Annotated in this window: 15 protein-coding genes; 8 read left to right on the plus strand and 7 right to left on the minus strand. The window is 59.6% G+C overall.

Annotated elements, in window-relative coordinates; all coding sequences use genetic code 11:
• Positions 1–13 precede the first annotated feature (13 nt).
• Both mnmC and AR456_RS03370 read right to left on the minus strand, forming a co-directional pair.
• Positions 14–2,074 (minus strand): bifunctional tRNA (5-methylaminomethyl-2-thiouridine)(34)-methyltransferase MnmC2/FAD-dependent 5-carboxymethylaminomethyl-2-thiouridine(34) oxidoreductase MnmC1, encoded by a 2,061-nt coding sequence (gene mnmC, locus AR456_RS03365; protein ID WP_021819937.1) that lies wholly within the window; start codon positions 2,072–2,074, stop codon positions 14–16.
• Between the two features lie 238 nt (positions 2,075–2,312).
• On the minus strand, positions 2,313–2,612 hold the full coding sequence (locus AR456_RS03370) for a YciI family protein (RefSeq protein ID WP_021819938.1): 300 nt from the start codon (positions 2,610–2,612) through the stop codon (positions 2,313–2,315).
• A 221-nt stretch (positions 2,613–2,833) separates the two neighbouring features.
• On the opposite strand from AR456_RS03370, the gene AR456_RS03375 reads away from it, so the two are divergent.
• On the plus strand, positions 2,834–3,742 hold the full coding sequence (locus tag AR456_RS03375; RefSeq protein WP_021819939.1) for a PHP domain-containing protein: 909 nt from the start codon (positions 2,834–2,836) through the stop codon (positions 3,740–3,742).
• The gene (locus AR456_RS03380) at positions 3,739–4,362 is read left to right on the plus strand and encodes an L-threonylcarbamoyladenylate synthase (RefSeq protein WP_021819940.1); all 624 of its coding nucleotides are present in this window, start codon (positions 3,739–3,741) and stop codon (positions 4,360–4,362) included. The genes AR456_RS03375 and AR456_RS03380 overlap by 4 nt, the downstream gene beginning before the upstream one ends.
• Positions 4,363–4,383: 21 nt before the next feature.
• Here the strand turns inward: AR456_RS03380 and AR456_RS03385 are convergent, their stop codons facing one another.
• Positions 4,384–5,367, minus strand: a complete 984-nt coding sequence (locus AR456_RS03385) for an ion transporter (protein ID WP_081694716.1) — start codon at positions 5,365–5,367, stop codon at positions 4,384–4,386.
• Between the two features lie 64 nt (positions 5,368–5,431).
• Positions 5,432–6,307 (minus strand): CYTH domain-containing protein, encoded by an 876-nt coding sequence (locus AR456_RS03390; protein WP_021819942.1) that lies wholly within the window; start codon positions 6,305–6,307, stop codon positions 5,432–5,434.
• 125 nt (positions 6,308–6,432) lie between these two features.
• Between AR456_RS03390 and AR456_RS03395 the strand changes: the two genes are divergently transcribed.
• From AR456_RS03395 to glrR, 6 genes are all read left to right on the plus strand, one after another.
• A complete protein-coding gene (locus tag AR456_RS03395) occupies positions 6,433–7,113 on the plus strand; it encodes a TIGR00153 family protein (RefSeq protein ID WP_035588751.1) in 681 nt (226 codons plus the stop codon).
• Positions 7,114–7,192: 79 nt separating this feature from the next.
• Positions 7,193–8,458, plus strand: a complete 1,266-nt coding sequence (locus AR456_RS03400; protein WP_021819944.1) for an inorganic phosphate transporter — start codon at positions 7,193–7,195, stop codon at positions 8,456–8,458.
• 178 nt (positions 8,459–8,636) lie between these two features.
• Positions 8,637–9,947, plus strand: coding sequence for an amino-acid N-acetyltransferase (argA, locus tag AR456_RS03405; RefSeq protein WP_021819946.1), 1,311 nt, complete (start codon positions 8,637–8,639; stop codon positions 9,945–9,947).
• Positions 9,948–10,808: 861 nt separating this feature from the next.
• The gene (locus AR456_RS03410; protein ID WP_021819947.1) at positions 10,809–12,344 is read left to right on the plus strand and encodes a sensor histidine kinase; all 1,536 of its coding nucleotides are present in this window, start codon (positions 10,809–10,811) and stop codon (positions 12,342–12,344) included.
• Positions 12,341–12,931: a hypothetical protein gene (locus AR456_RS03415; RefSeq protein ID WP_236995533.1), complete on the plus strand. Its 591-nt coding sequence runs from the start codon at positions 12,341–12,343 to the stop codon at positions 12,929–12,931. The genes AR456_RS03410 and AR456_RS03415 overlap by 4 nt, the downstream gene beginning before the upstream one ends.
• 19 nt (positions 12,932–12,950) lie before the next feature.
• Positions 12,951–14,342, plus strand: a complete 1,392-nt coding sequence (gene glrR, locus AR456_RS03420; RefSeq protein WP_021819949.1) for a two-component system response regulator GlrR — start codon at positions 12,951–12,953, stop codon at positions 14,340–14,342.
• Here glrR and xseA read toward each other — a convergent pair.
• The 3 genes from xseA to AR456_RS03435 form a co-directional block, all read right to left on the minus strand.
• The gene (gene xseA, locus AR456_RS03425) at positions 14,305–15,663 is read right to left on the minus strand and encodes an exodeoxyribonuclease VII large subunit (RefSeq protein ID WP_021819950.1); all 1,359 of its coding nucleotides are present in this window, start codon (positions 15,661–15,663) and stop codon (positions 14,305–14,307) included. The genes glrR and xseA overlap by 38 nt on opposite strands.
• Positions 15,664–15,773: 110 nt before the next feature.
• The gene (locus AR456_RS03430; RefSeq protein ID WP_021819951.1) at positions 15,774–16,847 is read right to left on the minus strand and encodes an AbrB family transcriptional regulator; all 1,074 of its coding nucleotides are present in this window, start codon (positions 16,845–16,847) and stop codon (positions 15,774–15,776) included.
• A gap of 94 nt (positions 16,848–16,941) precedes the next feature.
• Positions 16,942–18,447, minus strand: a complete 1,506-nt coding sequence (locus AR456_RS03435) for a tripartite tricarboxylate transporter permease (RefSeq protein WP_021819952.1) — start codon at positions 18,445–18,447, stop codon at positions 16,942–16,944.
• Position 18,448 lies beyond the last annotated feature (1 nt).

Below are 18,448 nucleotides of genomic sequence, written 5' to 3' on the forward strand. Positions count from 1 at the left end.
AACTACCCACCTCTCACCTCTCACCTCTCACCTCTGTCTTCTTCCTTCTTCCTTCTTCTCTCTTTCCCCGCACCAGATCCCGTATGATCCGCCGTCCCGGATGCAGGTGATCGGCCAGTGGTGCTTCCAGCGGTAATGGCTCGTCGCAGATGCGCGAGGCCAGTAGTTCGGCGCACAGCGGCGCACTGGCGAGTCCTCGGGAGCCATGCGCAGCGCTGATCCACAGGCCGGGGTGGTGCTTGCCGGGGATCGCGGCGATGCGCGTAGCGTCCTTGGTCAGCGTGGCGTAGTCCGTGCGCCACGCTGCTTCATCGGGCACCGGGCCAGCGTAGGGCGATTTGTCCGGACTGGCGGCGCGTATGCCGGCGCGGCCCTGCAAGTCATCGATTGCCAGCGACTGCCCCGCAGCGGCCAGGCGCGCCGGGTAACCGGGCAGTGTCTGATCGAGTTCAGCGAGGTTGGCTTGATGATCCTCGCTGCACACTTCGCTATTGCTGCTGTTGGGCGTGAAGGTGGCACCGAAGGTCAGCCAGCCATCCAGTGGCGGGGCGACGTAGCCACCTGCGCAGATCACACGCGACGGTGCTGGCATATTCTCGGCTAGTGCCAGACGGCTGACCTGGCCTCGCACTGGTTGCAATGGCAGATTGGCGCTTTGCGGGAAGTGACGTGCGCCGAGGGCCGATGCAATCACGACCTGATCGACCTCAAGCTGTTCGGCATTGTCCAATCTCAGCTGCCATCCACGCTGTGGATTCCCCGTGAGAGCCTCGACGTTGTGCGCGATAAAGCGAACCCCCGCGCTGGCGGCCAGTTGCTCGCAGAGCCGACGGGGGCGGACCCAGCCAGCTTGACTGTAGTCGAGCCCGCCATGGGGCAACGGCACACCTGCCAGTTGCGAGGCCTGCTCGGCATTCACCTGACGCACCACGTCTTCGGGCAGCGGGTGGTTGGCGATAAAGCGCTGTTGACGGCGCTGCTCACGTTCGGTACTGGCCAGTTGCAATACCCCGGTTTGATGCCACAGCTGCTGCTCTGGGTCGAGACGTTGGAGCCAGCGCTGACTGTACAGCAGGCCGGCGAGATAGCAGCGGCTCTGGGCGTTGGTCTCGGCGGCGAGTTTTACGTATAGCGCGCCCTGCTCGTTGCCGGAAGCACCACTGCCGGGGCCATTGGCATCGAACAGCAGGACTTCGATGCCGCGGCGTGCAAGGGCTTCCGCGAGGCTGGCGCCGGCGATGCCGGCACCCACGATGGCTATTCTGGTGGTGGAACGTGGATGGGGTGGGGAGAACCAGGGGGTCGATTGACGGCGTGAGTCAGTGGGAGGTGTGTCGATCTCGCCAGCCAGCATTTCACGCTTGCGACCGAAGCCTGGCACCTTGCGCCAGTTGAATCCTGCTGCCTTGAGCCCTCGTTTGACGATTCCTGCACAGGTGAAGGTAGCGAAGGTTGCGCCTGGTCGAGAGCGAGCCGCCATTTGCTCGAACAGTTGTGGTTGCCACATATCGGGATTCTTCGACGGAGCAAAACCGTCCAGAAACCAGGCATCGACCTGCCCATCGAGTAGTGCCAGGCGCTCGCAACTATCGCCGATATGCAGGTCGAGAATAACCCTCGGAGACAGGATGAGGCGGTGGATGCCAGTGACCGCAGCGGGCCATTGCCTGACCAGGACTGCCGCCTTGTCGGCAAGGTCAGGCCAACTGGAAAGAGCGCGTTGCAGGTCACTGCGCTGCATGGGGAAACACTCTGTCGACACCAGATGTAGCCGTGCACTGCTGGGAGCGTGTTGCTCGAAAGCCTGCCAGGCGCAGAGCATGTTGAGGCCGGTACCAAAACCGGTCTCGCCGATCACGAAGGGGCGCGACTCCTGCCATTCGGCAAAGCGCTGCGGCAGTCGATTGGCGGCGATGAACACATGCTGTGTTTCGGCACGACCATCGTGACGCGAGAAGTAGACATCGTCGAATGCAGTGGAGTGTGGGCTGGCTTCGCCGGTATCGTCGTTACGCCAATCGAGTTGGGCGGTTTCGGCGGCCGCCAACGGGGGCAGGCCGTCAGTGGTGATCACGTATGAGGTTCTCTATCGGCGAGTGGTCATGATTTGATCAGTTGTCTTTCGGCGCCGTGACAAGCGGCTTTCAGAAAGACGTCCGCGGCGTTTCAACAGACTTTTCCACAGCTCCTGTGAGTAACCGCCTGTGGATGAATGCCTCTGTGGATGAGACTTCAAGGGCGGCTACTCAACGCTAACGAGCCAGTGCTCTGTGACAGAGTATTATTGTTCCAGCAGCGGTGAAAACCTGATGTCAGGGTAGAACCTTCTTGAATGGCTTGACGGTTACCGAGGCATAGACACCGGCAATGATGAAGGGGTCGGCGTCGGCCCAGGCCTGGGCGCTGGTCAGATCATCGAATTCAGCCACCACCAGACTGCCGCTGAAGCCGGCTTCGCCAGGGTTGTCGCTGTCGACTGCTGGGTGCGGGCCGGCCAGCACCAGGCGGCCTTCATCACGCAGGGCCTCGAGGCGAGCCAGGTGATCTGGGCGGGCTGCCATGCGGCGTTCCAGGCTGTCGTGCACATCTTCACTGATGATCGCGTAGAGCATCTAATCTTCCTCAGTTGTTCCCGGGCTACCATAGCCAGGGAGGGGCATGATGGAACATGCAACAGGTGGGTGCCGCAGTGGTGAGAGCTGCCTGTGGGCAACCCTGCCGGAATGATCGTCATTGACCGACGCCATGTACCGCGCGCACCATGTGCTTATATTCTGACAAAGACGCTGGCTGGCGTCATGCGTCATGCAAATCACATCCTGATACCTGCCTCATGCCCCTATTGCCCGATGGATTTACCGGCGAAGCGCTCGCCGTTGACCTGCATATGCACTCGACTGCCTCTGATGGCGCCTTGTCTCCCGAGGCGCTGGTGTCACTGTGTGCCGAGCGAGGATTGTCGCATATGGCGCTGACCGATCACGATAGCGTAGCCGGTGTTGCCGAGGCACAGACAGCGGCGCAACGTTACGGCATCAGCGTGCTGCCGGCAACGGAGCTATCGTCACAGTGGCATGGGATCAACATCCACGTGGTGGGGCTACTGCCTCATGGCGCGGGCCCACTGCTGGAAGCCGGCCTGGCGTCTCAGGTCGAGGCTCGAGAACTGCGTGCACAGACCATTGCCAGGCGTATGGAGCGCATCGGTCTTACCGATGCGCTGGCCAGAGCTCGGGTTCGCGCCGGAAGTGAGCGCCCACTGGGGCGGCCGGATTTTGCTCACCTACTGGTCGAGGATGGCCTGGTACCGGATCTGAATACGGCTTTTCGAAAGTATCTCGGCAACGGCAAGCCGGGCGATGTCAAATCCCATTGGCCGTGGTTGTCGGAAGTGGTGGAATGGGTGTTGGATTCAGGAGGTGTTGCGGTACTGGCACATCCGCTGCGCTACAAGTTGACCCGCCGCAAGCGCGGACTGCTGTTGAACGATTTTCAGGCTGCCGGAGGTCAGGCGGCGGAACTGGTCAGCGGCTTCCAGAATACCGATGTGACCCGTGATCTGGCTCGCCAGTTGGATGAGCGTGGATTGTTTGCTTCATTGGGCAGTGACTTCCATTTTCCCGGTGGACATCTGTCGCCTGGCTCCATGAGCCCGGTACCCCGGACGTCGGTCGCGCCAGTATGGAAGCATCCTCGGCTTGCTGGCTGGGGACAAGTACAAGCCTGCAAGGAGATCTTATGACCCAGTATTTCCAGATTCATCCGGACAACCCCCAGAAGCGCCTGATCGACAGGGCCGTAGAGATCATTCGCCAGGGAGGGGTGATTGCCTATCCCACCGACTCCGGCTATGCCCTGGGCTGCCATCTGGGAGACAAGAAGGCCATCGAGAAGATCAAGTGGCTGCGTTCGCTGGACGACAAGCACAACTTCACCTTGATGTGTGCGGATCTTTCCGAGATTGGCACCTATGCCAAGGTCGATAACACCGCATTTCGTTTGCTCAAGGCCCACACACCTGGTGCCTATACCTTTATTCTGCAGGCCACCAGCGAAGTGCCGCGGCTATTGTTGCACCCCAAACGCCGTTCGATCGGAGTGCGGGTGCCGGACCATGCGATTACTCGAGCGTTGCTGGATACACTTGGTGAACCGCTGATGAGTGTCACGCTGATCCCGGTCGGAGAAGACTTGCCGATGACCGATCCGGAAGAAATTCGTGATCGCTTCGGCGCGCACCTCGAGGCGGTCATCGATGGCGGCGCCTGCCACCTCGAAGCGACCAGTGTGGTGGATATGCGCGACCTGCCCGCGACAATTGTACGCCGTGGACGCGGTGACCTGAGCGCCTTCGAGGACTAGGTCCCGGAGCGGCAGGGCCAGCTAGACGCTGGGCCCGTTGCGAGGTTGGCTCGGGTCGGAAGTGTCGTCGCTGTTGCTGGCGGTCTGGCTGCTGTCGGTCTGACTGCTGGCGGAATCCGTTGGCGATGAATTACCCCCGGCCGAGCCATCATTGTCTTCGTGGGGGTCCGGAGTGGTTTCATCAAGCCAGGTTCCGCACAACAGACAGTATTTCGCACTGTGGTCATGACGGTCGTGGCCGCAGCCTGGGCAGGCTTCCTCTGAATAGCGGTCGGCGCGTACCGAGCGAATCACCTCGGCGGAAAAGACCCCAGTAGGCACGGCAATGATCGAGTAACCGGTCAACATCACCATGACACTGATTGCTTGTCCCAATGGAGTGACCGGGGCGATGTCGCCATAACCGACGGTGGTGAGGGTCACAATTGCCCAGTAGATGGATGTTGGGATGCTGGTGAACCCGGCCTCGGGAGGCTCGATCAGATAGATCAGCGAGGCGAAGATATTGACCAGCATGAACACCGTGAACAGGAACACGAATATCTGCCGTCCGCTGCGCCTCAGGGCATCCAGCAGCAGACGCCCCTCGCCAACGAACTCCATCAGTCGCAGTACCCGGAAGATACGCAGAGTACGCAGCATCCGTACCACGATCAGTGATTGAGCGCCGGGGATAAGTAGTGCCAGCCAACTGGGCAGGATCGAGATCAGGTCGATGACGCCGTAGAAACTCTTCAGATAACTCCAGGGGCGGTCCAGGCAATACAGGCGCAGGGCCAGCTCGATGGTGAACAGAACGGTAAAGCCCCATTCGAGGGTATAGAAGGTCTCGCCGTACTGCAGGCGCAGTGACTCGACGCTTTCCAGCATGACCACCAGAACACTGCTGAGAATCGCGAAGATCAGCAGGATATCGAAGCCCTTGGCAATCCGTGTGTCAGACTCGAAGATGACCTGGAATATGCGGGTGCGCACGCCCTCGGCGGCAGGCTTGAAGCCGTTGATCACGAATATATCCTCTGTCTATGTCTGTTCTGGCTCAAGGGCCAGTGCCCAGGACCTGACGGCTTCAGGCCATCTCGATGTGATCCGGCAGCTGGCGGGCCAGCCGCAGCAGCATGCTGCCCAGCTGCGGGGTTAGCCAGTCGTATTTGTTGCTGTTCCTCAGCAGCACGATCAGTGTAGCGGTATCCTCCTGTAGCTCGGGCTGCATGTGGCCGAGCCGTTCAAGACAATCAATGGCCCGGTTGATCCACTGACGCTCGCCAGTATCGCTGAAGGCGTCCAGCGCCATGTTGATGTTGTGCAACACAACGCTTGCCGAACCTGCTTCGAGAGCAGGCCATGCGTTTGCAAGCAGGGCCGCCCCACGCGCCGCCTTGCTGGTGTCGGAAGGGCGCAATGCGACCTGTGAAACCAACTGTTCAGCCAGTTCCGGTAGGCACTGAGCACTACCGTGCTTTAGCTCGAGCTCCAGCTCACGAATGCCCACATGACGCCCGCCGGCACGGATCTCGCCTTCATCCAGCGCCAGTTCGACCTGGTTCTGTTCCACCGACAACAGCCAGGTCTGACGATGAAAATCAGTGGTGAAGCGTGCCTCGAGATGTTCGAGTACCTCATTCGGCAAATCGTTGATAGGCGGTAGCTCAGCCAACCCGGCTAGGTCCAATTGAGCCTCGGGTACCGGCCACTCCCACTCGCCACGCTGTGACATGCCGCCACTGCCAGTGCCACTGGTCTTGAGAGTTTGCACCCATCCATTCCCGGTCCGTCGCAGGCGCAGAGCCATGCGTGCCTGCTTGAGATCACCCCTTGCCGTATCAAAATAAGTGTTGGTGAGCTGGTCGCGGGAAGAAGGGAGGTGCGTCAGAAGCGGGTGCTGACGCAGTGTTTCAGGGCCCTGCTGGCCCAGGGCCAGCTTCATTTCCACTTCCTGGCTCATCGCTGATTACTCCTTGGGCTGGGCTTGAGGGGGTACACCATCAATATGACATGAATTTTTCCATGACGTGACAGTGGTGGATCACTATACTGACGCCGCCATTTACTCAGTGTCCGTGACTTACCATGGTGACATCAAATCCGTTTTCCGTGATGTTTGGCCGTTCGCCGTTTCAACCGCTGCTGGCCCACATCAAGAAGGTTCATGATTGCTCCGCCGAGCTGTTGCCGTTCTTCGAGGCATCGCTTGAGGGGGATTGGGACGCCGCTGCCCAGCATCGAGAAACCATCACTCGCCTCGAACATGATGCCGACTCGCTGAAGACCGAGTTGCGCTTGAATCTGCCCAATACGCTGTTTCTGCCCGTATCGCGCTCGGATCTGCTTGATCTGATCTCCGTGCAGGACAAGATTGCCAACAAGACTCGCGATATCACCGGCATTATGCTGGGTCGCCGCATGCGTGTGCCGGAACCGCTGGCAGAGCCAATGCGCGATTATATCGAGACCTCTGTTGCCAGTGTCGCCAAGGCGCGTCAGGCGCTGGAAGAGTTGGGCGATCTGCTCGAGTCCGGTTTTGGTCGCAATGTGACTGAACTGGTGCAGAAGCTGATTCGTGATTTGCACGACCTCGAGAACCGCACCGACAAGCAGCAGATCGCCATTCGTCGCCAACTGTTCGAACTGGAAGCATCTCTGCCGCCGGTCGATGTGATGTTCCTGTACCAGATCATTCTATGGATCGGCGAGGTCTCCGACCGTGCCGAGCGTGTCGGAAGCCGCCTGCAGATCATGACGGCGCGCTGAGCTCTGACCCCTGAAGACCGCCTACGGGCGGTCTATGTACTTCTGGATCCTGTTTCGAACGTTTCAAGGGTTATATCCCATGTCGATCATTACTCAGTACGGCGATATCTTCGTCCTGATGGCCTGCGCATTCGGCTTCTTCATGGCCTGGGGCGTGGGTGCCAACGACGTGGCCAATGCCATGGGCACCTCGGTGGGCTCAAGAGCCATCACCATCCGTCAAGCCATCATTATTGCGGTTATCTTCGAGTTTCTCGGCGCCTGGCTGGCCGGTGGTCAGGTTACCGAGACCATCCGCAAGGGCATCATCGATCCGGCGATGCTGGCACAGGACCCTCAGTACCTCGTCTACGGCATGATGGCGTCGCTGCTGGCCGCAGGTAGCTGGTTGTTTATTGCTTCCATGAAAGGCTGGCCGGTCTCGACCACGCATTCCATTGTTGGTGCCATTGTCGGTTTTGCCGTTGTCGGTCTGGGCATGGATGCAGTGGGCTGGCCCAAGGTTGGCCAGATCGTGGCCAGTTGGGTGGTGTCGCCACTGCTCGCAGGCTCGATTGCCTTCATGCTGTTTCGCTCGATACAGAGCATGATCTTCGAGGCCGATGACCCGTTCGCTGCAGCCAAGCGCTATGTACCGATGTATGTGTTTCTGGTCGGCTTCATCGTGTCCATGGTGACGCTGGTCAAGGGCCTCAAGCATGTCGGGCTGCACCTGTCATTCCTCGAGAGCTTCGTGGTCGCGGTGATTCTGGGGCTGGTGCTGATGGGAATCGGTATTCAGCGTGAGAAGCGTATCAACCGCAGCCAGCAGAAGAAGGACTCTTTTGGCTTCGAGGGCGTCGAACGCATCTTCAGCGTGCTGATGATCTTTACCGCCTGTGCCATGGCATTTGCACATGGTTCCAATGACGTCGCCAATGCTGTAGGTCCGCTGGCCGCAGTCATCAGCGTTGTGCAGCATCAGGGCAGCATCGAGGCGGCTTCCTCGATCCCGTGGTGGGTGCTAGTGCTGGGCGGCGGCGGTATCGTCGTCGGTCTGGTGACCTATGGCCACAAGGTTATCGCCACGGTCGGTACCGGCATCACGGAATTGACGCCGAGCCGTGGCTTTGCCGCGACGCTGGCGGCTGCCATGACCGTGGTGCTGGCGTCGGGTACCGGATTGCCGATCTCGACCACTCATACGTTGGTAGGCGCTGTGCTGGGCGTAGGTCTGGCGCGTGGTATCGCCGCCATCAACCTGCGTGTCATCGGTACCATCGTGATGTCGTGGTTCATTACCTTGCCGGCAGGTGCTGGTCTGGCGATTGCCTTCTTCTTCATGTTCAAGGGCATCTTCGGCTAGCCGCGGAACGAAATGCTGGTCGCCAACGGCGCCTTCGGGCGCCGTTGGCGTTCAAGGGCCTTGATCGACACGGACTGCAGCCGGCGTATCGGAGGCTATGGCAGCGGTGCCGGGCGCCTATTCCCTCTGATATAGTGATTCGATCTTTCCTGTTATCGGTTTATGGAGCTGCGCGGCCTTGAACACGCCCTTTTCCTTCGTCGATTGGTTTCGTCATTCATCGCCCTATATCAATGCGCATCGTGGGCGAACCTTTGTTGTACTGATCGAAGGCGAGGCCATGGAAGGATCACGAGGCGAGTCGTTGATCCAGGACCTGGCATTGCTGCATACGCTGGGTGTCCATCTGGTGGTGGTATTCGGTATTCGCTCTCAGGTGCATCGTGCCCTGGAGAACGACGGTCTCCAGCCGGTCAGGCACCAGGGGCGCTGGGTGGCGGACGATACCATCATGGCGCGTGTTGAACGCGTCGCGGCTGAGCAACGCCTATGGCTCGAAGCGCGCCTGTCGTTGGGATTACCCAACACTCCTCTGCATGGCATTGAGCTGACAACCGTCTCGGGCAATCTGGTGATGGCCAAGCCACTCGGGGTTCGCGAAGGAGTGGACTTCCAGCGCTCAGGTGAAGTCCGTCGTGTTCGGGCGGCGGGTATTCGTGCCCAACTCGAACAACGGGTGCTGGTGTTGCTGCCGCCGCTGGGCTTCTCGAGCACCGGTGAGGTGTTTGACCTGGATGCCGCTGAAGTTGCTCAGCAAGCGGCAGTGGCGTTGAAAGCCGACAAACTGATCCTGCTGGGTGAAGCGGATGGCCTACGTGATAGCGAAGATCAATTGCTGCGCCAGATGAGTCCCTCTGAAGCGGCGCCTCTGCTGGCCGGGGAAGATCCCGAAAGTGAGCTGGCCCGTCACCTGGGGATCGCCTGTCAGGCGGCTCTGCACGGGGTCGCACGTACCCACCTGCTGTCATGGCGCGACCCGGATGCATTGTTGGGCGAGCTATTCACACGAGACGGCATCGGAACCATGATCACCCAGCACCGCTATGAGCAGCTACGTGCTGCCGAGATCGGTGATATCGGCGGCCTGCTGGAGCTGCTTGAGCCTCTGGAGCGTAATGGCATGCTGGTACCGCGCTCGCGGGAACGGCTCGAGCATGAGGTCGACGACTACGTAGTGATTGATCGTGATGGCATGATCATCGGATGTGCGGCTCTGCATCGCTTTGCTGATGCGCGGGTTGGAGAGTTGGCTTGTGTTGCGGTGCATCCGGAATATCGCTCCGGCGCACGTGGCGAGCGGCTTCTCGCCGAGGTCGAACGTCTGGCGAAGCGCGAGGGATTGGACAATCTATTCGCGTTGACTACCCATACCACACACTGGTTCCTCGAGCATGGTTTTGCGTTGGCATCGTTCGAGGCACTGCCACCTCTGCGTCGTGACGCCTACAATCACGCCCGTAAATCAAAGGTGTTGGTCAAGCCGCTGTAACGTCCAGGACTGATCCTTTATCGTGCCGGCTTCTGAGATCAAGGGGCCGGCACTCCTTTCTTGTGCTGGCGACACCGGGCACGAAAGTCCGGTGTCGCGATTTCCTGTCAGCAACTTTTCTGCATGTGTCTCCAGATGGAGACTATCTATCTTTTTGTTTTATAACGACTTCATCGTTTTCTCTCAATTATCGTCCCTTTTTAGAGACGAATTACAGTTGTTCGGAGAGGCTTTGATTAGTTGGTTCTGAAATTCATCAAGATTTTATTTTTTAACCTTTTGAAAATAAAGGAATGGTTCTGATTGTGGCATGCTAATGGCATTGTTTATAGCGAGTAGGGAAGGTGGCCGGCTCAGGCTGGTTTCACCTTCCGGATTATCGAGGGCCTCACTGCCCTGTGTGTCCTCGGGTTATCCAGCGTCTGCTCCGCGCGATGTGCGACACAAGGTTGCGATGAGACGGTACTAGCTGTAGTGGCACGGAGAGGTATCGATAGAAGCAAGGATGCTTTGGCAAGGATGCCACCCCCCAGCTTTTGATTGGAAAGCGGGAAATACGATTTGAACGTCGACGCTTGCGGCAAGGCGGCGATGTAAAGAACGAGGCGAGGTGGTTTACCACCTGCATATCGATAACCCAGTTCCTGGTGACGTAGGTGTCGATATGGCTTCGGGCCTTCGGGCCACTGGAAAACTGTTCAATGGACGGACCAGGCGGTCGATTGATCTGTTTTTCAACCCCTTCAGTTCCCTGCGTATTCGGGCCGGCTATGCCGGCCCTTTTTTTGAACCATTTTCTTGTTGATTTACGCGGGAATTCGAGGGCAAGTGGGCCGACTCTGGTATCCTCTGGATGGAACGATGGACGTTTCCTTCACTTTCTTTCATAGATCACTGGCCATGACCTCTGCCGCAACGCGCCGATGGCGCCCTCGCTCCTTGTTACAACTGGTTCTGCTCGCCTTCCTTGTCGTCATGCTGCCGCTGGGCGTGCTGATGTACCAGGCTGGTCAGGCTCTGTCGGAGCTTTCACGGCTGGCTGAGGTCAGTGCCCGTCAGGCTGTGGAGGAGACACGCCGAGCACGCACTCTGGGGGCGCTGGCAGTAGAAATGGAACGCGGCGCGAGGCAGTACGAGGTCGTGCAGCAGGAAAGTCTGCTGGAGATATTCTCCACGCGCCTGGAAGAGTTTCGCGATCTGCTGGCACAGCAGCAGAGGCTGTTGACCGGCAGTCCAGATATCCGGGCTCTGGAAGAGCAACTGGATGAACTGGCGAAACTTCCGGAGTTGTCACCAGAAGAATATAGCGAGGCGCTGGAGCAGTTCAGTACCTTCTCGGAGCATGTCGAAGGCATGCGTCGCGAGACCAATGCGCGGATTGACCAGCGCCTCGATGCCATCAGGAGCCGAGCTCACGATGTGCAACAGCGCTTGTGGTGGCAGTCCGGCGCACTGGTATCGGCGAGTCTGTTGCTGATGCTGTTGTTCACCCGGCTGATCATCCGGCCGGTGCGACAATTGGAACGCCGCATTCTCGGCATCGGCAGTGGTTACCAGGATGGTGCTGTCGGTGCGCAGCGCGTACAGGGACCGGCAGAGTTGGTGGCATTGGGCGAACGCTTGGATTGGCTGACTGCCAGGCTGGATGAGCTGGAGGCTCAGAAGCAACAGTTCCTGCGTCATATGTCGCATGAGTTGAAGACGCCATTGGCCAGTGTCCGAGAGGGGTCGGCGCTGTTGTCTGATGGAGTGGCGGGCGAGATGACCGCCCGCCAGCGGGAAGTACTGGAGTTGATCGACTCCAGTGGAGCTGAGTTACAACGACTGATTGAGCAGTTGCTTGACTATAATCTGCTTCAGCACTCGCGTTCCGCTGAGATCAAGCGCCTCGACATGGCTACGGTGCTGCGTGAAGTACTGGCCAAGCACCGCCTCGGGTTGCAGTCCAAGGATATGCGCGTGGAAGTGTTCTCGGGCCCTCTGCATTGGTATGCCGACCATCAGGCCTCAGCCAGGGTACTGGATAACCTGATATCCAACGCGGTGGCCTATGGAGCAGATGGTGGTGAGCTTTTGGTTCGTGCCCGGGCTCATCATGATCGGCTGGAGCTGGAAGTTGCCAATACAGGTGAGCCGATCGCCGAGCAGGACCGGCCCCATCTGTTTGAGGCTTTTTACCAGGGGCAGGCTCGGCGCAAGGGCGCGCTGAAGGGGTCGGGTATCGGACTTTCGGTAGCGGCCGATTGCGCCCGTGTGCAGAACGGGCGACTGGAGCTGATTGATGACCCTCGCTGGGCAGTATGTTTCAGGCTGACATTGCCGGTTGCCCAGCCACAGGAAGAGCATAAGCAGATGCCTGCAGAGACAGGCAGCAACGCAAGGGATCTGACGATATGAAACAAGGGGTTAGGGTGATGCAGTTCAGCAAGCGAGCGAGTGCACGTCTGCTGCAGTCAGCGCTGCTGGTAACCTTTATGGGCGGGCTGGCGGGGTGCGAAATGCTTCCTATGGAAACTTCCTCGCGCCCGGTCGATGTCGACAAACAAGTCGATTTGACCTCCTGTAATGCGGACGTGCCGAATTTTGCTGAATCCCCATGCATGCTCACCGATTGGGTCGCCTTCGGGTTGGCCGCGCAACGTGGTGATCGCGAGTGGCGCGATAACATGCTGCCTCGCCTGGCGGGACACGCTCCCGAACAGCGCTTGAGTCGCGCCGTGGTCATGAGCTGGGGCAGTGAATCTCAATGGGATCAGGCATCGGAGATATACAAGGCCGACCTGGGAGCTGCGCCTGGCGCACTGCAGCCACTTTTCCGTTACTGGCTGAATGAGCTGGAAGGGCGTCGAAAGCTGTCCTCCAGAGTTGACCAGCAACAGGGTGAAGTGGCTCGCCTGGAGGAAGAGAACGAGGCCCTTGCCGACAAGCTGGAAGCCATGACCGCGATCGAACAAAGTATCAACCTGCGTCAACAGGTGGAGTAAAGCCTCTGGAGAATCCAAGATGAAGCAAGTCGCAACGACCCCGAGCGCCAGAACTTCGGCCCACATTCTGCTGGTCGATGATGATGCTAGCCTACTCAAACTGTTGGGCATGCGTCTGGAGAGCCGTGGTTATCGTGTGACCACTGCGGAAACTGGACGTGATGCACTCAAGCGTCTGGAAGAAGGGCGTCCCGACCTGGTGCTGTCAGATCTGCGTATGGATGAGATGGACGGCATGGCGTTGTTTCAAGAGATTCAGCGCCGTATGCCGGGCCTTCCTGTCATCATTCTGACTGCTCATGGGTCGATTCCCGATGCAGTCAGCGCCACCCGTCAGGGAGTTTTCAGCTTCTTGACCAAGCCGGTGGATCGCGACGAGCTGTTCAGTGCCATCGACGATGCTCTGTCGCACCTGTCCGGTAATGGTGAGGGTGATGACAGCTGGCGAGAAGACATCATCACGCGTAGTCCAGAGATGGAACGCATCCTCGAACAGGCACGCATGGTGGCGGGTTCTGATGTCAGCGTACTGGTTACCGGGCCTTCCGGTTCCGGTAAGGAGTTGCTGGCCAACGCCATTCACAAGGCCAGTTCACGGTCCGATAAGCCTTTTGTCGCCATCAACTGCGGTGCATTACCGGAGCAGTTGCTGGAAAGCGAACTGTTTGGTCATGCGCGTGGGGCCTTTACCGGAGCCATCAGTGAGCATGGTGGCCTGTTCCAGGCAGCTGACGGCGGTACGCTGTTCCTCGACGAGATCGGTGATATGCCGTTGGCGTTGCAGGTCAAATTGCTACGTGTGTTGCAGGAGCGTCAGGTGCGTCCATTGGGTTCGACATCATCGATACCGGTGGATGTTCGGATACTCTCGGCGACCCATCGTGACCTCGACCAGGCCATGCACGAGGGAGAGTTCCGCGAGGATCTGTACTACCGCCTCAATGTCGTCAACCTCAAGCTGCCGCCGCTCAAGGACCGTGCCGAGGACGTGCCGCTGTTGGTCAAGCACCTGGTGGCTCAGGCGGCCTCGCGTCACAAGCCGTTCGTCAAGGGCTTCTCGCCGGAAGCACTCAACCTGCTGGCGACCAGCGCCTGGCCTGGTAATGTGCGTCAGTTGGTCAACGTGGTCGAGCAGTGCGTGGCACTATCCAGCGCGCCAATGATTCCCGAAGCGTTGGTCGCGCAGGCACTGGCGGCGGAGGATAGCGCGCTACCGACGTTCAATGACGCACGTGCCGGATTCGAGCGCAGTTATCTGGTCAAGGTGTTGAAGATCACCGAAGGCAATGTCACTCAAGCAGCGCGTATTGCTGGACGTAATCGCACCGACTTCTACAAGCTGCTGTCACGTCATGAGCTGGAGCCTTCGGCCTTCAAGCCTGGCGCTCAGGCGGGGGCGATACCGCACTGACAGATAGCGTCACTTCACCCTCACCAAGACGTGCGGTGAGGGTTTCTCCCGGCCGAGTCTGGTCCGCCTTGCGGATCACTCGGCCGTTTTCGTTGCTGAGGATCGCATAGCCGCGCCCGAGGACCGACAGCGGACTGACAGCCTGCAATTCACGCATGCGGGAACTGAATTGTTCGCGATGGCGCTGCAGGTCCGAGCGCTGTGCGGCGAGGAGCCGCTGGGTCAGACGACGATGGTTATGACGTGCCTGAAGTAACTCAGCGCTCGGGGAGCGTAATGTCAGGCGTCGAGCAAGATCCTTATGGTGCCGCTGATGATTGCCGAGCGAACTGTGCAATGCCCGAGCGAGGCGCTGTTGTAGCTGTTCGAGGGTGTCACGTTGGCGTTGCAGTCCTTCGCCAGGATGGCGCAGGCGTAGTCGCAGATGATCGAGACGCTGGGCCTGTTGGCCGAGCTGATGCTGCTGGATGCGCGACAGGCGTTGGGTGAGTTGTTGGAGACGCTGGCTCAGCTCCTGGGCTGAAGGCACCAGACGCTCGGCGGCTGCAGAGGGCGTCGGTGCACTGGCATCTGCAGCCAGGTCGGCAAGACTGGTATCCACTTCATGGCCGATGGCTGCCATCACCGGTAAGCGTGAGTAGTGAATCGCGCGTGTCAGGTGTTCGTCGTTGAAGGCCCACAGGTCTTCAAGGCTGCCTCCGCCACGCGTGATCAATACCACATCGCGCTCGGGGTCCAGTGATGTCTGGCGATTGAGCAGCCCCAGAGCGGCGATGATCGCCGGGGCGGCTTCAGCACCCTGCACCGGTACTGGAATCAGCGTCACCTGCGCCAGAGGCCAGCGCTTGCCGAGCACGGCAAGGACATCGCGAATCGCTGCGCCAGTTGCTGAGCTCAATACCAACAGGTGACGGGGAGGAAAGGCAAGGGAACGTTGGTTGGTGAACATGCCCTGTTCGCTGAGGCGAGTCTTGAGCGCCTCGAGCGCCACCAGAAGGGCGCCGATGCCGGCGGCCTGCACGGCTTCGGCAATCAACTGATAGTCGCCGCGAGGCTCGAACAGTGACACTCGGCCACGCACTCGTACCAGGTCTCCGTCGCGCATCGGCGTGGAGACGAAACGCGCCTGGTTGCGGAACAACACACTGCGTACCTGGGCACGGTCATCCTTGAGCGTGAAGTAGACGTGCCCGGAGGCCGGGCGCGACACTCCGGAGAGTTCGCCCTCGACCCAGCAGTCGCCGAGGTCGGCTTCCAGAGCCCGACGTGCCCCACGGTTCAGATCACTGACCGAGAGTATCTGTGGCGATGTATCGCTCATGCAGGCAAATCCCGTACATCGGTTCAAGCCCGCAGCCTACCACGATATTCGGCACAGGTCGGTCGTCAGGCCGCACTGGTATCGCCGCGACCGGGCAATGTGAAGGTGGTTTAGCGTGCCAGATAGCGGCGTGCGATGCCCAGCAGCAGCGGCAGCGCCAGAATCAATACGGTGATACGCAGCAGATGGTGAGAAGTGACGAAGGCTGGCTCGATATTGAGCGATAGTGCCACCAGGCTGAGTTCCGGCGCCCCACCCGGCATATAGGCCAGCAATGCCGCGGCCATCGAGTACCCCGTCAACAAGTGGCCCAGCCAGGCGGCCAGTACAGCCAGCGCGGTCAGCATCAGCGCCTGGATGATGGCGAGCCCCAGCTGGCGGGCCATGTCACGCAGCGCTACGCCGACAAAGCGCACTCCAACCGAAGTGCCGATGATCACCTGGGCCAGCGCCACCAACAAAGGCGGAAGGGCAGCGTGGGTTATGCCACTGAAGTGCAACAGCGATGACACCAGCGCCGGTCCAAACAGCAGGCGATTGGGCAATCGCAACAGGCGACCGACCCAGACCCCGAGAGCCGCTGCGGCAATCAGCCAGCCGATATCCTCGAGCGCAGGAATGGCTAGCCACTGAGTGGCCGAGGCGGCATTGCTGTTGACCAGGTCGATGTGGCCGATGGCGCTCAGAATCGGTGGGATCGCCAACAGCAACACCAGGATACGCACCGCATGACTGATACCCACTGCGCGTATGTCTGCGCCTGACTCGTGAGCCATCAACAGCAACACCGAGAGTCCCCCGGGAGCGCCGGAGTAGAGCGCCGTGTCCAGCGACTGTCCGGCTACCCGCCACGAGAACCATACTGCTACCACCATCATGATGGCAGTGGCGGCCAGCATGATCGCCAGACTCTGTACCCAGCCAGCGAGATCGCCTGACAGATCCGGGGTGAAGGCCGATCCCAGCATGACACCGATGATGACCAGTACCCCCTGGCGCGCTTTCCCGGGAGAGCCGAGTCGAATTCCTGACAGGCTGGTCAGCGTCGTGGCAATCATCGCGCCGAGCAGCCACGGCAACGGCAGGTGACAGAACCAGGCAATACTGCCTCCGATGACGCCCAGGGCTAGAGTCGGGAGATAACGCAATAGTCCGTGGGCGGCGCTCGGTGAAGGCAGGTTCATTGTGGCTCCATTTGAATAATGAATGACAGAGCTCCCGGAGGAACCCTGTCAGCAGGTCTGCCGGGAGTCGAGGCTCCCGGCATGGCAAGTGCCATCAGCTGGCGCGGGAAACGTATTTCGCCTTGATGCGACCCATCAGCCAGGGCAATACCAGCAAGGCCACTGCGGCGATCCATAGCCCCAGGGAGATTCCCGACTGCCAGAGGATACTGGTATCGCCACCACTGATGGCCAGGGCACGACGCAGATTTTCCTCCATCAAACCGCCCAGCACATAGCCGAGAATCACCGGCGCCAGTGAAAATCCGAGTTTGCGCAGCAGATAGCCGAAGATACCGATGATCAGCATCAAATAGATGGCCGTCAAATCGGAGTGCAGCTGATAGACGCCGACGAAGGAAAGGATGGCAATCGCAGGGATCAATACCCAGCGTGGAATCGTCAGCACGCGTGCGAAGAGCCCCGCTAGTGGCAGATTCAGCGCCAGCAGTACGATGTTACCGATGTACAGCGAGGCAATCAGACCTCCTGCGACTTCGGGGTTCTCGCTGAACATCATCGGCCCGGGCGTGATGTTGTAGAGCATCAGCGCACCGAGCAATACCGCAGTGGTGCCGGAACCTGGAATGCCGAGTGTCAGCATCGGTACAAATGAGCCAGCAGCGGAGGCGTTATTGGCCGCTTCCGGTGCCGCCAGACCTCGCCAGTCCCCCTTGCCGAAGGTCCCGTCACGATCGCTCAGGCGCTTTTCGGTGGTGTAGGAAACCGCACCTGCCACCGAGGCACCGGTACCCGGCAGTACACCGATGATGAAGCCCAGCAGGCCGGAGCGCAGCATGGTCCACTTGCACAGCATGATTTCCTTCATGCCGACGAACACCCGGCCGAGAGGCGGTAGCTCGGAATCGCCATCCTTGCGGTTGGCATGTTCGAGCATCAGCAGTATCTCACTGATTGCGAACAGACCGATGATCATTACCACGAAATCGATACCATCATAGAGCTCGGGCATATCGAAGGTGAAGCGCATTACTCCGGTGCCGGAGTCGACACCGACGGTGGCAATCAGCACCCCCAGTACAGCACCGATGGCGGTCTTGACCGGGTCCTTGCCCATCATCACCGACATCGACGAGAAGGCAAATACCATCAAGGCGAAGAACTCGGCCGGCCCGAACAGTACTGCGGTGCGAGCCAGCAGCGGAGCGAATAGCGTCAGCCCGAGAATGGCAATGGTGGCACCAACAAACGAACTGACTGCAGACAGCCCGAGTGCTGGTCCGGCCAGGCCCTTCTTCGCCAGCGGGTGACCATCCAGAGTCGTCATTACGGCTCCGGCATCGCCGGGAACATTGAGCAGAATGCTCGACATGCGTCCGCCGTATTCAGCACCGGTATAGATGCCGGCAAGCATTATCAGCGCGGATTCCGCTGGCAGCCCGAGGGTGTAGGCCAGTGGCATCAGAATGGCGATGCCGTTGATCGGGCCGATTCCAGGTAGCGCGCCGAACAGGGTGCCGAGTAGTGCGCCGAGGAAGGCCAGACCGAGGTTGAGTGGCGTAAGAGCAACGCCGAAGCCATCAATCAGAAAATCGAACATA

Origin of the sequence: Halomonas huangheensis (genome assembly GCF_001431725.1) — a bacterium.
GTDB classification, from domain to species: Bacteria; Pseudomonadota; Gammaproteobacteria; order Pseudomonadales; family Halomonadaceae; genus Halomonas; species Halomonas huangheensis.